Origin of the sequence: Kitasatospora sp. SC0581 (assembly GCF_048159585.1) — a bacterium.
GTDB lineage: Bacteria > Actinomycetota > Actinomycetes > Streptomycetales > Streptomycetaceae > Kitasatospora.
In genome coordinates this window covers 1-12,870 of sequence record NZ_JBLRWA010000005.1, presented here as the reverse complement: position 1 = coordinate 12,870, position 12,870 = coordinate 1, and the positions used below count along the sequence as shown (strand labels likewise).

At 71.4% G+C, this 12,870-nt stretch carries 16 protein-coding genes and 1 pseudogene; 6 read left to right on the top strand and 11 right to left on the bottom strand.

The features are described 5' to 3' along the window. Position 1 precedes the first annotated feature (1 nt). Positions 2-784: a hypothetical protein gene (locus ACLWS4_RS11220; protein WP_416873977.1), complete on the top strand. Its 783-nt coding sequence runs from the start codon at positions 2-4 to the stop codon at positions 782-784. An 85-nt stretch (positions 785-869) separates the two neighbouring features. Here the strand turns inward: ACLWS4_RS11220 and ACLWS4_RS11215 are convergent, their stop codons facing one another. Further along, positions 870-1,244 (bottom strand): winged helix-turn-helix domain-containing protein, encoded by a 375-nt coding sequence (locus ACLWS4_RS11215; protein WP_416873976.1) that lies wholly within the window; start codon positions 1,242-1,244, stop codon positions 870-872. Next, positions 1,241-1,876 (bottom strand): hypothetical protein, encoded by a 636-nt coding sequence (locus ACLWS4_RS11210; RefSeq protein WP_416873975.1) that lies wholly within the window; start codon positions 1,874-1,876, stop codon positions 1,241-1,243. The genes ACLWS4_RS11215 and ACLWS4_RS11210 overlap by 4 nt, the downstream gene beginning before the upstream one ends. A 179-nt stretch (positions 1,877-2,055) precedes the next feature. Between ACLWS4_RS11210 and ACLWS4_RS11205 the strand changes: the two are divergent. Beyond that, positions 2,056-2,325, top strand: a pseudogene (locus tag ACLWS4_RS11205) (DUF4291 family protein); the annotation flags it as partial. Between the two features lie 52 nt (positions 2,326-2,377). On the opposite strand, the gene ACLWS4_RS11200 reads toward ACLWS4_RS11205, so the two are convergent. After that, positions 2,378-2,893, bottom strand: a complete 516-nt coding sequence (locus ACLWS4_RS11200) for a DinB family protein (protein WP_074006049.1) — start codon at positions 2,891-2,893, stop codon at positions 2,378-2,380. A gap of 336 nt (positions 2,894-3,229) precedes the next feature. On the opposite strand from ACLWS4_RS11200, the gene ACLWS4_RS11195 reads away from it, so the two are divergent. Continuing rightward, entirely contained in the window at positions 3,230-5,437 is a 2,208-nt protein-coding gene (locus ACLWS4_RS11195) for a M4 family metallopeptidase (protein WP_416874131.1), read from the top strand. Positions 5,438-5,606: 169 nt separating this feature from the next. Here ACLWS4_RS11195 and ACLWS4_RS11190 read toward each other — a convergent pair whose 3' ends face one another. The 4 genes from ACLWS4_RS11190 to ACLWS4_RS11175 form a co-directional block, all read right to left on the bottom strand. Beyond that, positions 5,607-6,086, bottom strand: a complete 480-nt coding sequence (locus ACLWS4_RS11190) for a hypothetical protein (RefSeq protein ID WP_380782682.1) — start codon at positions 6,084-6,086, stop codon at positions 5,607-5,609. A 274-nt stretch (positions 6,087-6,360) separates the two neighbouring features. Continuing rightward, the gene (locus ACLWS4_RS11185) at positions 6,361-7,203 is read right to left on the bottom strand and encodes an alpha/beta fold hydrolase (protein ID WP_416873974.1); all 843 of its coding nucleotides are present in this window, start codon (positions 7,201-7,203) and stop codon (positions 6,361-6,363) included. A 6-nt stretch (positions 7,204-7,209) separates the two neighbouring features. Beyond that, complete coding sequence (locus ACLWS4_RS11180; RefSeq protein WP_416873973.1) at positions 7,210-7,854, bottom strand: dihydrofolate reductase family protein; 645 nt, start codon at positions 7,852-7,854, stop codon at positions 7,210-7,212. 249 nt (positions 7,855-8,103) lie between these two features. Then, the gene (locus ACLWS4_RS11175) at positions 8,104-8,484 is read right to left on the bottom strand and encodes a nuclear transport factor 2 family protein (protein ID WP_416873972.1); all 381 of its coding nucleotides are present in this window, start codon (positions 8,482-8,484) and stop codon (positions 8,104-8,106) included. Between the two features lie 217 nt (positions 8,485-8,701). Between ACLWS4_RS11175 and ACLWS4_RS11170 the strand changes: the two genes are divergently transcribed. From ACLWS4_RS11170 to ACLWS4_RS11160, 3 genes are all read left to right on the top strand, one after another. Continuing rightward, positions 8,702-9,295 carry a DinB family protein gene (locus ACLWS4_RS11170; RefSeq protein WP_416873971.1) on the top strand — a complete coding sequence of 198 codons (594 nt, stop codon included), beginning with the start codon at positions 8,702-8,704 and terminating at the stop codon, positions 9,293-9,295. Between the two features lie 206 nt (positions 9,296-9,501). Further along, the gene (locus ACLWS4_RS11165) at positions 9,502-9,906 is read left to right on the top strand and encodes a hypothetical protein (protein WP_416873970.1); all 405 of its coding nucleotides are present in this window, start codon (positions 9,502-9,504) and stop codon (positions 9,904-9,906) included. Between the two features lie 266 nt (positions 9,907-10,172). Beyond that, on the top strand, positions 10,173-10,925 hold the full coding sequence (locus tag ACLWS4_RS11160) for a phosphotransferase family protein (protein ID WP_416873969.1): 753 nt from the start codon (positions 10,173-10,175) through the stop codon (positions 10,923-10,925). Between the two features lie 24 nt (positions 10,926-10,949). Here ACLWS4_RS11160 and ACLWS4_RS11155 read toward each other — a convergent pair whose 3' ends face one another. From ACLWS4_RS11155 to ACLWS4_RS11140, 4 genes are all read right to left on the bottom strand, one after another. After that, a complete protein-coding gene (locus ACLWS4_RS11155; RefSeq protein WP_416873968.1) occupies positions 10,950-12,113 on the bottom strand; it encodes a serine hydrolase domain-containing protein in 1,164 nt (387 codons plus the stop codon). Positions 12,114-12,329: 216 nt separating this feature from the next. Continuing rightward, a complete protein-coding gene (locus ACLWS4_RS11150) occupies positions 12,330-12,521 on the bottom strand; it encodes a DUF397 domain-containing protein (protein WP_416873967.1) in 192 nt (63 codons plus the stop codon). A 20-nt stretch (positions 12,522-12,541) separates the two neighbouring features. Beyond that, on the bottom strand, positions 12,542-12,733 hold the full coding sequence (locus tag ACLWS4_RS11145) for a DUF397 domain-containing protein (RefSeq protein WP_375873525.1): 192 nt from the start codon (positions 12,731-12,733) through the stop codon (positions 12,542-12,544). Continuing rightward, positions 12,730-12,867 (bottom strand): DUF397 domain-containing protein, encoded by a 138-nt coding sequence (locus ACLWS4_RS11140; RefSeq protein WP_369808269.1) that lies wholly within the window; start codon positions 12,865-12,867, stop codon positions 12,730-12,732. Before ACLWS4_RS11140 ends, ACLWS4_RS11145 begins: the two co-directional genes overlap by 4 nt. Between the last annotated feature and the right edge of the window lie 3 nt (positions 12,868-12,870).

The window sequence follows — 12,870 nt, the reverse complement described above, 5'->3', positions numbered from 1 at the left end:
CATGTCGGTCAATGCGGTGGTCTCCATCCGACGCCTTGACGAGCCCTCCCTCACGGCGGAGGAGATCGCCTCGACCCTCGGCCTCCCGGGCGGTCCGGCGGCGCGAACCTGGCACGAGACGGTGGGACCGGACGGTTCACGGCTCACTCTCTGGCTGACCGCCGAACCCGGTGACGTGTCGGGCCCGGCCGTGGGCGTGACCCACGACATCGGGTACGCGGAGCGCCTGTACGACTGCCAACTCCACGTCGGCGTCGCGGATCTGGCAGGCGAGGACGAGGTCACCGCGCTCCGCTCCTACTGCCGCTTCGCGACCGCCCGGCTGCACGCGGCACTGGGCGGCCTGGAGACGGCCTCCTACATCGACGCCGACGGGAACTACAGCTACCGGATCGATCCGCCGGGGCTGTCGGAGGCCGTAGTCGACCTGCGGCTCGGGAGCGAGGCTCCACTGACCGCACCGGGCTTCTCCCTGGTCGAGGCGGCCAACCGCGCCGCCTCGGGCACCGGGCTGGTCTTCGCCGAGGACGAGCCCGGCCGGCACCTCGCCCCGTCGGAGGACGCGGGTGACTCGGTGACCTACACCGTGTCGTCCCGTGCGGAGGAACTCCCCTTCGCCGCAGGGGCCCGCTCCGGCGCCGCCCCGGTCGACGCCCGGCAGCTGGACGGGTTCACCGAGCGCCTGCTCGCCGAACTCGCCCGGCACACCGCCGGCGCCGACCTGGCGTGCTGGGTGAACGACCGGCTCTACCGCTACGAGGTGGAGCTGACCCCGCTCGGCTGACCGGACGGGAACACACAGGGCGGCAGCACCGGTTCGGCCGGTGCTGCCGCCCTGCGGCATGTCCGGGGGTCCTCCCGGGGTGATCTCAGTGGGGCGCCGGGGCGGCCACGGGGCCGGGGTCGGTCGTCCCGGTGGCTCCCCCGTCGGGTTCCTCGGCTCCTTCGAGGCGGTGGATCAGGCTCCGGAGTGCCGCGATCTCGTCGTGCAGGGCCTTCTTGCCGGCCTTGGTGAGCTGGATCCAGGTGCGGGCGCGTTTGCCCTCGTAGCCCTTGTCGATCGTGACCAGGCCGGCCTTCTCCAGGACGCCGAGGTGCTGGGAGAGGTTGCCGGCGGTGAGGCCGAGGGTGGTGCGCAGGAAGGTGAACTCCACCTTCCGGGCCTCTTTGGCCACGGCGAGGATGCCCAGGCGGACGCGCTGGTGGACGACGTCGTCGAGGCCGCTGGTGGGGTGCTCGGTCATTCGGCCGACCGTCCCTGGGCCCGGTGGTGCAGCAGGGCGAGGGCGACGCCGCCGAGCAGCAGCACGCCGCCTTCCAGCAGCACGCCGGGGAGGAAGGACCACGGGGACAGGCCGGGAAGGTCGTCGGAGGAGAGCATGGCGATCAGGTATCCGCAGGTCACGGCGAGGAGCGGCCGGCTGCGCTCGATCCAGGCGAGCAGCAGCAGCGCCAGACCGATCGTGCCGGCCGGGCTCATCAGCGTGTCGGCGACCGCGGAGAGCGGTCCCGGCTGCCCGTAGAGGTCGGCGAGGAAGCCCGGGTGGGACACCGTCCACACCTGGTCGGCGGTCATGAGCAGGGCGAGGACGACGCCCAGCACCAGGTACGGCCGGATCCGGGTGCCCAGGCCGAGCCGGGCGGACCGGCGGAGGTAGAACCAGCTGATCGCGGCGTAGGCGAGCAGCAGCGTCACCGGCCAGTACCACATGGCAGGGGGAAGGGAGTTGACGCAGACTCCGCCCAGGCCGTAGCGGGGCGCGTCGCAGGGGCCCTGGCCGTACCGCACGACCGGTATCGCGCCGAACCTCACGGCGGCGAAGGCCAGGAGCGGGAACCACGCGCCGCGTTGCTCACGGCGGACGCGCTGGATCACGGCCCCGGTCGCTGCCAGGAGGTGCCGGGGGTCGCTTGAGGGCTGAACGGGTTGAGTCGCCATGAGGACCAGGTTTGCATGACAAACCGATTGCGTCCAGAGATCAGTTTGCGAACTGGCCGTACGCGGCGGGCGGTTGACGGGCACACACCCCCGCCGAGCTGGGAAAATCGCTGACACAGAGGTCCCCGGCGCGGGTGCAGTGGGATCCGGAGCGCGATCTGCACCTTCGGCCACTGCCCCACCGGTCGCTCCAGCTCGGCCTGACCGGGGAGGCGGCCGCGCGGTACGCGGAGGAGTGGATCGTCGCGGTCGAGGACGTCACCGCGCTCGCGCACGCGGTCCACGACCGGGTGCGGGAGGGGGAGTTGGAGGCCGCCCGGCAGCTCCTCCCCGCCGAACGCCCCTACCCGGCGGGCGACGCGCTGCTCGCCCACCTGGCCGGCTGAGCCGGCGGGCGCACCCCGCCCGCCGGCTGCGACTGTCAGCCGGTGGCGGGCGTCAGCCGGTGGCCCCGTCGGTGAGCTCGCGGACGATGTCCAGGTGCCCCGCGTGGCGGGCGTACTCCTGGAGGACGTGGAACAGGATCCAGCCCAGGGTGGGCCGCGGGGTGCCGTCGTCGGGGAAGCGGCCGCCGGGTGCGGCGACGGTGGACAGGGGCGTGCCCGACACCACGGCCCGGGTGTGCTCGCCGCCCGCGTGCAGCGCGGCGAGGAGTTCGGCGGCCGTTTCCTCCGGTCCGACGTACCAGCGGTCCTCCGGGCCCCGGTCGCCCCAGGGCGCCGGGACCTGCTCGGCGCGGAAGCCCCAGCGCAGCCAGCGCTGCTCCATGTGGACGAGGTGCTTCAGCAGTTCGAGCATGGTCCATCCGGAGGGGAGCCGGCTGGCACGCAGCTCCGCGTCGGACATCCCCTCGGTCTTGGCGCCGATCACGGAGCGGTAGTAGTCGAGGTAGTCGAGCAACAGCTCACTGGGGTCGGAGAGTTGCTGGTCGGGCTCGGGCAGGGAGATCGTCATGGGCCGAGTCTGCCACGGCGTCGTGCCGGTACCCACGACAGCGCGGTGCACCGGTTTTCCCCCCGCATTGCTCGCCTTCTGGCGAAGAATTACCTCCCCATTACGTCATTGGCGAAGGTATTCGGCCAACTTGTTGCACAAAGGGTGACGCGTTCAGACCAAAAATGACACTGTTCCTTCCCATCTCATTCGAACCACCAGCTCTACCGGGCGGCGTCACCCCAGGCCGCCCGGCTGACTCCGGCCCCCGAACCCGGGCCGTCGCAGAAGGAGTTCCGTGTGACTCGATCCCCCCGAAAGTCCACCGCCGCGGGCGCGTTGCTAGTCGGCGCCGCGATGGTCGTGGCCGCTCTGACGCCCGGCGTCGCCGCCGCCGACACTCCTGCCGGGACTCCCGCCGAGGCCCCCGCCGGGGTCCAGGCCTTCGCCGGCGCGATGCCGGTGCAGCTGTCGCCCGAGCAGCGCGGCGAGCTGCTGGCCTCCGCGGACGCGTCCCTGGCGAAGACCGCGAGGTCGCTGAACCTGGACGCGAAGGAGGCGCTGGTCGTCAAGGGCGTCACCAAGGACGCGGACGGCAGCCTGCACACCCGCTACGAGCGGACCTTCGACGGACTCCCGGTGCTCGGCGGCGACCTGGTCGTCCACACCGCCCCCGACGGCACCACCAGGGGCGTCACCAAGGCCACCGAGGCGGACATCGCCGTCGACACCACCCCCAAGGAGAGCGCCGACGCGGCGAAGGGCCTCGCGCTCGACAGCGCCGGGAGCGCGAAGGTCACGGAGGCGGCGGCCGACGACGCCCGCAAGGTGGTCTGGGCCGCGTCCGGCACCCCGCGGCTCGCCTGGGAGACGGTGGTCACCGGTACGCAGGAGGACGGCACGCCGTCCGAACTGCACGTCATCACCGACGCCGACACGGGCAAGAAGATCTTCGAGTACCAGGGCATCGAGACCGGCGTCGGCACCAGCAAGTACTCGGGCCAGGTCACCATCGGCACCTCGGCGGTCGCCGGCGGCTTCGCGATGACCGACAACACCCGCGGCGGCCACAGCACCTACGACCTGAACGGCACCAGCGGCACCAGGACGCTGTTCACCAACCCGACCGACACCTGGGGCGACGGCACCGTCGCCAACCGGCAGACCGCGGCCGTCGACGCCGCCTACGGCGCCCAACTCACCTGGGACTACTACAAGAACGTCCACGGCCGCAACGGCATCAAGGACGACGGCGTAGGCGCCTACACCCGGGTCCACTACGGCAAGAACTACGTCAACGCGTTCTGGTCCGACGCCTGCTTCTGCATGACCTACGGCGACGGCGCGGGCAACGTCAAGCCGCTGACCTCGATCGACGTCGGCGCCCACGAGATGACCCACGGCGTCACCTCCGCCACCGCGAAGCTGGTCTACAGCGGCGAGTCCGGCGGCCTGAACGAGGCCACCTCCGACATCATGGCCGCCGCGATCGAGTTCTGGGCCGACAACCCCGAGGACAAGGGCGACTACCTGGTCGGCGAGAAGATCGACATCCGGGGCGACGGCAGCCCGCTGCGCTACATGGACAAGCCCTCCAAGGACGGCCGCTCCAGGGACTACTGGTCGGCCGACGTCGGCTCCGTCGACGTCCACTACTCCTCCGGCCCGGCCAACCACTGGTTCTACCTGGCCTCCGAGGGCAGCGGCGCCAAGACCGTCAACGGCGTGGCCTACGACTCCCCGACCTCCGACGGCCTGCCGGTGACCGGCATCGGCCGGGACGCGGCGGCCAAGATCTGGTACCGGGCGCTCACCACCTACATGACCTCGTCGACCAACTACGCGGCCGCCCGCACCGCCACCCTCCAGGCCGCCTCCGACCTGTACGGGAAGAACAGCACGACGTACCAGAACACCGCCAACGCCTGGGCGGCCATCAACGTCGGCCCGCGCGTCGTCGACGGCCTCCTGCTGGAGCCCGTCACCAACCAGATCACCGCGATCGGCACCTCCGCCGACCTCGGGATCGAGGCCTCGAACCTCAACCCCGGCATCGTCACCTACCACGCGACCGGCCTCCCGCTGGGCCTGACGCTCCACCCGGTCACCGGCCGCGTCACCGGCGTCCCGGCCCTCCCGGGCACCTACACGGTCACCGTGACCGCCCAGAGCTCCCACCGCGGCAGGACGTCGACGACGTTCACCTGGCGGGTCTCCCCGGGCATCTTCGCGAACAGCACCTCCCTGCCGATCCCGGACGGCGGCCCGGCGGTCTTCTCCGACATCGTCGTCGACCGGCTCCAGGGCCAGGCGCCGAGCGACCTCAAGGTGAGCGTGGACATCAAGCACACCTGGCGCGGCGACCTGGTCATCGACCTGGTCGGCCCGGACGGCACGGTGTACTCGCTGAAGAAGGGCAGCTTCAGCGACTCGGGCGAGAACGTCATCGAGACCTACACGGTGGACGCCTCCGCCCAGCCCGCCAAGGGCACCTGGCGCCTCCGCATGCAGGACACGTACCGCGGCGACTCCGGCCACCTCGACGGCTGGAAGCTCATCTTCTGACCGCCCCCGCACCGAGCACGGCCCCCTGAGCACGGACCACTGAGGTGATCCGGTCGGCGAGAGCACGTCCTCGCCGACCGGATCACCTCGTGCACGTGCGGCACGGACCGCCACCCACGGACGGTCCGGGTCAGCGGGTCAGCCGGTCAGCCGGTCGGCGGGCCTGGGGTCAGCGGGCCAGGAGGAACTTGGTGGTCGGCACGTTGCGGACGGTGGCGCAGTCCAGGCTCGACGTGGTGGCGCTGTAGGTGAAGCCGCTCGGGACGCTGCACGCCCACATGCCGCTGACCGGGACGCGCAGGTGGAAGGTGGTGGACGGGACGCCCTGGGTCAGGCTGCACGTGGTGGACGAGCCGGCGGCGTCGTAGGTGAAGCCCGGGGCGGTCGAGCAGGCGGTGAGGCCGTCGACGGGCGTGCGCAGGTGGTACTGCGGCGAGTTCCAGCTGCCGCCGCCGCTACACGTCCGGCTGAAGACGACCCCCTCGTAGACGTAGCCGGAGGGGACGGAGCAGGCCCAGGTGTCGTCGAGCCCCGTGGTGGCGGCGGTGGCCGGTGCCGCGGTGACGGCCCCGCTGAGCAGCAGGGTGAGCGCGGCGAAGGCGGCGAGCAGCGCGGTGCGTGCGGTACGTACGGTTCGTGCGACGGACATGTCTTCTCCCTCGTCGAGGAGTTGCACGGTACGGGGGGCGGCGTTCGCCGGTGGGCGTTCACAGCCGTCGACGGTTCTAGCACCCCCGATGGACCGTCATCCCGCCCTTCCGCCCGGGATGATCGCTCCGGCGCCCGCCGTCCACGCGCGCCCGTACGGATCCTCCGGCCCGCCTCGGCCGATCGGCCCGCCGGTCCCCTCCCGCGCCTGGCGCAGCCGCTCCGCGGGGGCACCGCCCACCAACCGCCGTCCGCTACCCGCTATCCGCTATCCGCTACCCGAGCGCGAGCATCGCCTCGGCGACCGAGGCGACCGCCGCGTCGGGGATCGCGGTGGCGGCCCCGTCGAGGACGAGCAGCCGCGCCCCGGGGACGGCGCGCGCGATCGCCTCGCCGTTGCCGACGGGGAAGAACCGGTTGCGGCGGCCGTGGACGACGAGGGTGGGTACCCCGATCCCGGGCAGGCGCTCGCGCCAGCGGGGTGTGCAGTCCAGCCCGGCGAACACGGTGCCCAGGTGGTTGGCCGTCTGGACCGGGGGCGCGGTGCCGGGCGTGCGGTCCCAGATACGCGCGGCGACGGCGCGTGCCGTGATCGGGTCGTCGCCGAGGATCTCCGCGCCGGTGGCGGCGAACTCCGCGACCGCCGTACGGTCGGTCCAGTCGGGCGCCGGGCGGGCGAACAGGCGGCTCATCGTCGCCCGGTCGTGGTCGGGGAGGTCGTCGTCGGGCGGGCCGGGGGCGACGGCGCGGGTGTTGACCAGGGTGAGCGCGGAGAACACGCCCGGGTGGTCGAGCGCGGCCACCTGGGCGACCATCCCGCCGACGCCGGTCCCGGCGAGGTGCGCGGGCGCCCCGCCGAGCGCCTCGGCGAGGGCCGCGGCATCGGCGGCGAGGTCGCGCAGGGTGTAGCCGGGTGCCCGCGGGTCGGTCGTCGTCGACTCCCCGCTGTCGCGCAGGTCGTAGCGCACGGCGCGGCGCCCGCCGGCGGCGAGGCGTTCGCAGAGCGCGTCGGGCCAGGAGAGCATCGTCGGCCCGCCCGCGAGCAGGACGAGCGGCGCGCCCTCGTCACCGAACGACTCGACGCCCAGGGCGGTCCCGTTGACGGAGACGGTGGCCATCCCGGGTCACCGGGCGTCGTCGTCGTGCCCGAGGCCCCGGTCGGGCAGGCTCATGTCGCCGGTCCTCGGCGTGCCGTCGGCGAGCCCGTAGCGCAGGTACACGGTGCCCTGCGCGCCCGCCACCGGCGGTTCGAGGAGCGTGAGGTTGGTGGGCACCGCGCCGTCGTCGAAGACCTTCTTCCCGACGCCGAGCACGATGGGGTGCACCCACAGGTCGAGCCGGTCGAAGAGCTTCTCGCGCAGGAGGGTCTGCACCAGGTTCAGGCTCCCGACGACCTTCACGTTCCGGTGCCGGTCGCGGACCTCGCGCACCGCGCCGGCCAGGTCCGGGCCGAGCAGCGTGGATCCGGCCCACGGGAGCTCGGGGGTGCCCCGGGAGGCCACGTACTTCGGGACGCGGTTGAAGAGTTCGGCGATCTCGCCCTCCTTCTGCTGCGGCCAGTACGAGGCGAAGAGGTCGTACGTCCGCCGGCCGAGCAGGAGGGCGTCCGTGCCCTCGTACGCGGCGAGGATCTGCGCGCCGGTGACCTCGTTCAGCAGGGGTGCCTGCCAGCCGCCGTACGGGAACCCCTCCGGATCCTCGTCGGGTCCGCCGGGCGCCTGCCCGACGAGGTCGAGGGTCGCGAACAGTTCGATCTGGATGAGGCCCATGTCTGTGCTCCCGGTGGGGGGTGAGGTGGTCGTCCCGGTCGAGATGTAGACCTTCCGGGGCCGGAAAACTCATCGCCACGCCGGTGCCCGGTTTCCCCACCCGCCGCCGACTCGCCGACCGACTCACCCCCGATGCTCCCCTCACGGTCAGACGGGCGGCAGCAGGTCGCTCCCGCTGACGGTGTACGTCAGCGGGGGGTAGCCGGGGCGGGCCGGGCCCCGCCGGCTCGTCGTCCGTCGCGCATCGTCTCAGGCCGTGACGGTGCGGAAGATGTGCTGGGTGATGGCGAGACCCTTTCCGACGTACGCCAGTACGAAGGTGTCGCTGTAGTTGATGACCGAGTCGTCGACCGAGAGCTTGCCGATGACGGTGACGAGGACTCCCTCGTCGGGCAAGGGCTGGCTGTCGACGCTGGTCAGGAGACGAGCGTCCGTGGTGAAGGAAAGCCCCAGGAGCTTCGTCATGATGGCCTGCCGCCCCAGGCGCAGCTCGCCGTCGAAGGTGAGCATCGCTTCGTCCGCGTACAGCGCGGCCAGCTCGGCACTGGACGAGCTTCGCTTGTCGAAGTAGTCGTAGTACTGCTGCACGAACCGTGTACCGAGTTCTTCGTACGCACTGTTGAGAGCCATGGCAGCAAGCTAACAGCGGGACGCGCCTTCGGTGTTCCGACTCGGCCGTTCCGCGCCGCCTGTTCGACGACCGTCCCGGGTGTACGGACATTATCTCAGGTGGCACGTCTCGCAGGCTTCTTGCAGCAGGTCAGGGCCGCGGCCAGGGCCAGGCCTCGGCGCTGCCGGGCGTACGGGATCTTGAGACCACGAGCAGTCCATGGCAGCCTCATGGCGCATGATCGATGAATTCGCGAAGGACAACCTGCACGGGCGACTGCGGCGGGACCGCGAGGCACTGCTCTGGAAACTCGACGGCCTGTCCGAATACGACGCCCGCCGACCTCTGACAGCGTCCGGGACCAACCTCCTCGGCCTGGTCAAACACGTGGCCACCGTCGAGGCCAGGTACTTCGGCGAGGTCTTCGACCGCCCTTCCCCGGAACCGCTGCCCCGGTGGCAGGACTCCGACGGCAGCGACCTGTGGGCGACCGAGGACGAGACCCGCGAGCAGATCACCGGGTTCTACCAGCGCACATGGGAACACTCGGACGCGACGATCAACGAACTCCCCCTCGACGCCCCGGGCCACGTGCCGTGGTGGCCGGAGCCTCATGCCGGCACGAACCTGTTCGCCGTCATGGTCCATGTCCTCGGCGAGTCCAACCGCCATGCCGGGCACGCCGACATCCTCCGCGAGAGCCTCGACGGCCGGACCGGCATGCGCCCCGAACACGCGAAGCGGATCGACGGGCAAGCCCGTGCGGCCTACTTCGCGAAGATCGAGCAGGCCGCCAGGTCGGCCGCACCGATCGAGGCTCAGGCCGTCTGATGCCGTGATCAACTCGCCGACGAGCAACGGACGTTCATCGAGTCATCCTGAGCGTGTGGGCGGCTCCACGCCACATCGCGGTGTCATTCCGGACATCCACAACTCTTCTGGCTCCCGGGTCAGTGGCGAACCGCAGCATGGGGGGCTCGGAAGCTCCCCTGGATCACCCCATCCCGTCCGTTGCCACTGCCGGAGAGAAGGTTGTCATGAGCGCACCTACCCGTACCAAGTTCGCCCGTTTCCTGGCCGTCCCCGCCCTTGCCATGGCGAGCACGGTCCTCGCAGCCGCACCCGCGAGCGCCGGAGGACTCTCCATAGGCGTCAACGGCGCCACCGTCGCGGATGCCGGGCGGACGCTGAACGTCTCCGTCACCTACCGGTGCCTCCCGATATTCGACTGGGTCAAGATCACCGTCCAGGCCACGCAATCCGCCGTGTCGGGCGTCGGCTCGGTCCAGCTCCCCTGCACCGGCGGGGAGACCGTGAGCATTCCCGTGGGCGTCACCTCGCCCGGTGACACCTGGATCAGGTCCTCGGTGAACGTGGTCGTGCACATCTACGACGCCGAGCTCGACCGCGGCGGGGCCGCGGCGACCGTCGTCGCCACCTGACCGGCGTCCACGGAAGACGAAACGGCCGGTCGATCCGAAGATCGACCGGCCGTCCCGGTTCGCCGGGGGCCGTTCCCGGCGTTGATCGTGTTCGCGCTCGTCTCGGCGCTCGCGGGAGGCCGACAGGGATCGAGGTCCGACCCGCATGCACCGTCCGGAGCATCTCCCGGACGGCTCGTCACACTCGGGCACCAGGGCGGACGTTGGCCGAGCCGACGTGGTAAATCCGGCGACGGCGGCGGTGATCCCCGGAATACTGGTCGCCCATGGATGAGGTCGAAGTCGTCGTCGCCCATTCCGAACGCGCGACCCTGCGCGTCGGCGACGTGTTCCTGAAGGTGGACGCCGATCAGACGCGCATCGACCGCGAGGTCGAGGCGATGTCCCTCGCGCCGGTCCCGACGCCCGAGGTGCTGTGGCGCAAGCCGCCCGTACTCGCGCTCGCCGCGGTCCCCGGGACGACGCTCGGGCGCCTCGGCGGGCCGTCGACCGGGTCACCGGCCGCGTGGGCGGCGGCGGGCGCCGCCATCCGGAAGCTGCACGACGCGCCACTGCCGCCCCGGCCCGGCCGGGCGGGCCGGAGCGTCGCCGCGCTGGAGGCTGAACTCGACGAGGAGTGCGGGGTGTTGGTGACGAACGGCATCCTGCCCGTCGACCTGGTCACCCGCAACCGCCAGGTCGCCGAGGCCGCGTTCCGGCCGTGGACCCCGGCTTTCACGCACGGCGACCTGCAGATCGCGCACGTCTTCGTCGACGGCGACGAGGTCACGGGCATCATCGACTGGTCCGAGGCCGGGCAGGGCGACGCCCTGTACGACCTCGCCACCTTCACGCTCGGCCACGAGGAGCACCTCGACGACGTCATCGCCGGCTATGGCACCGATGTCGACGTCGACCTCGACGTGATCCACGCGTGGTGGTCGCTGCGGAGCCTGCTGGCGGTCCGCTGGCTGATCGAGCACGGCTTCGACCCCTTCGCGCCGGGCTGCGAGGTCGACGCGCTGAAAGCCCGGATGTGAGGACCGTCGGGGCCCGACGCCCGGTCAGGAATCCTGGGCCGTCCGGCCGGCGCAGGCCGCGGCAGTGACGAGGGCATTGAAGGCAGCCGCGGAGGCGGGCATCCCGGCAGGGTCGTACGGATTGCGGGAGAGCACGACCTGGCGCTGTCCGGTGTCGTCGGTGAGCATGGTGCTGCTGTAGCCGATGCTGTCGCCGCGGTGGCCCCAGAAGTCTCCGCACGGGGTGAGGGTGCGCTCCAGGCCGAGGCCGTAGTCGGCGCCGCGTCCGAGGCCTGTGGTGTGCTTCATCTCGGCGAGTTCGGCAGGCCCGAGGAGTCGTCCGCCGAGCAGGGCGGAGAGGAAGGTGGCGAGGTCGGCGGTGGTGGAGATGCCGGCGCCGGACGGGCCGGCGATGGTCGGGTTGAACTGCGTGATGTCCACCGGGCCGCCGGGCGTGCTGGCATAGGCGCGGGTGTGGCGGCCGGGGACGGTGGGGTCGTTCTCCGGCATGGTGGTCTCGTGCAGGCCGAGCGGCCGGATGATGCGGCGTTCGACCTCCTGCTGCCAACTGCGGCCGGTGGTCCGCTCGATGAGCATGCCGAGCAGGATGTAGTCGGTGTTGGAGTAGTACCAGTCCTGCCCGGGCGGGAAGTACGGCGGGTGGCTCTCGGCGACGGCGACGAGTTCCGCCATCGTCCGCGACTTCCAGCGGTCGGTGCTGAGCCAGGTCTGGAACGAGGCGTCGTCGTCGTAGGAGAAGGCAGGGTCCGAGGTGTAGTTGTAGAGGCCGCCGGTGTGGTTGAGCAGTTGGCGGATGCTGATGGCGGCGCCGTTGCGCAGAACGCCTGGCAGGTGCTTCTCGACCGGGTCGTCCAGGCTGATCCGCTGCTCCGCGACGAGTTGGAGGACGACGGTGGCGACGAAGGTCTTGGTCGAGCTGCCGATCCGGTAGCGGTCACGGGGTGCGGCGGGCTCCCCGGTAGCGAGGTTGGCGGTTCCGGCCGCACCCTTCCAGAGGGTGCGGCCGTCCTCGCGCACCAGGCCGAGCGCGGCGGTGGCACCGCCCGGCGCCACCACGGCCCGCAGGCCGGCGTCCAGCGCCGCCCGGTCGACCCGCCGCGCCGGATCCGCACCCGCCGAAGGGGCCACGCCCGTCACCAGGCCCGCTCCCGCCAGCACGACCGTCGCTATGCGGACAAATCCGTGCATCGATGCACCCACCATGGCAACCTCCGCGATCCCATCGGAAGTTGTCGCCAACTCCCGCTCTTGGTCAGGTGGTTGACACTGTTCCAGCCAAGTGGCGGCGGAGCGTCGACCCTGGGATCGACCCCTTCTCGTTACCAGGTCGGACCCCTTGGACAAGGCAGCTACGACCTGGGCAGGGCCCCGACCCCGACGGCCCCCGGAGGCGCCACAGCGGGTTCACTCAGGGAAGTCACCGGAACGGATCGCGGCGATGAAGGAGCCCCAGGCGGCGGACGGAAAGAGGAGGGCCGGGCCGTGCGGGTCCTTGGAGTCACGCACCGGGACGGTGCCGGGGAGGAAGCCAGGGGCCACCTCGATGCACTCGGCCCCGTCGTCCCCGCTGTAGCTGCTCTTGCGCCAGATCAACACGGCCAACTCCCTGAAGAGGTCTACGCCGGAAACTCGCACGAACGGACAGCCACCACGAAGGCTTCCCAAGCGGCAGCCCGGAAAACGAGCGCCGGGCCGCGCGGGTCCTTGGAGTCACGCACGGGGACGAGACCGGGGAATCCGGGGGCTACCTCGATGCAGTCGCCGCCGTTGCCCCCGCTGTAGCTGCTCTTGCGCCAGACCAGACTCATGCAGGGAACTTACCCTCCTGAATCGCGGCAATGAAGGAGCCCCAGGCAGCGGAGGGGAAGACGAGCGCCGGGCCGCGCGGGTCCTTGGAGTCACGCACGGGGACGAGACCGGGGAATCCGGGGGCTACCTCGATGCA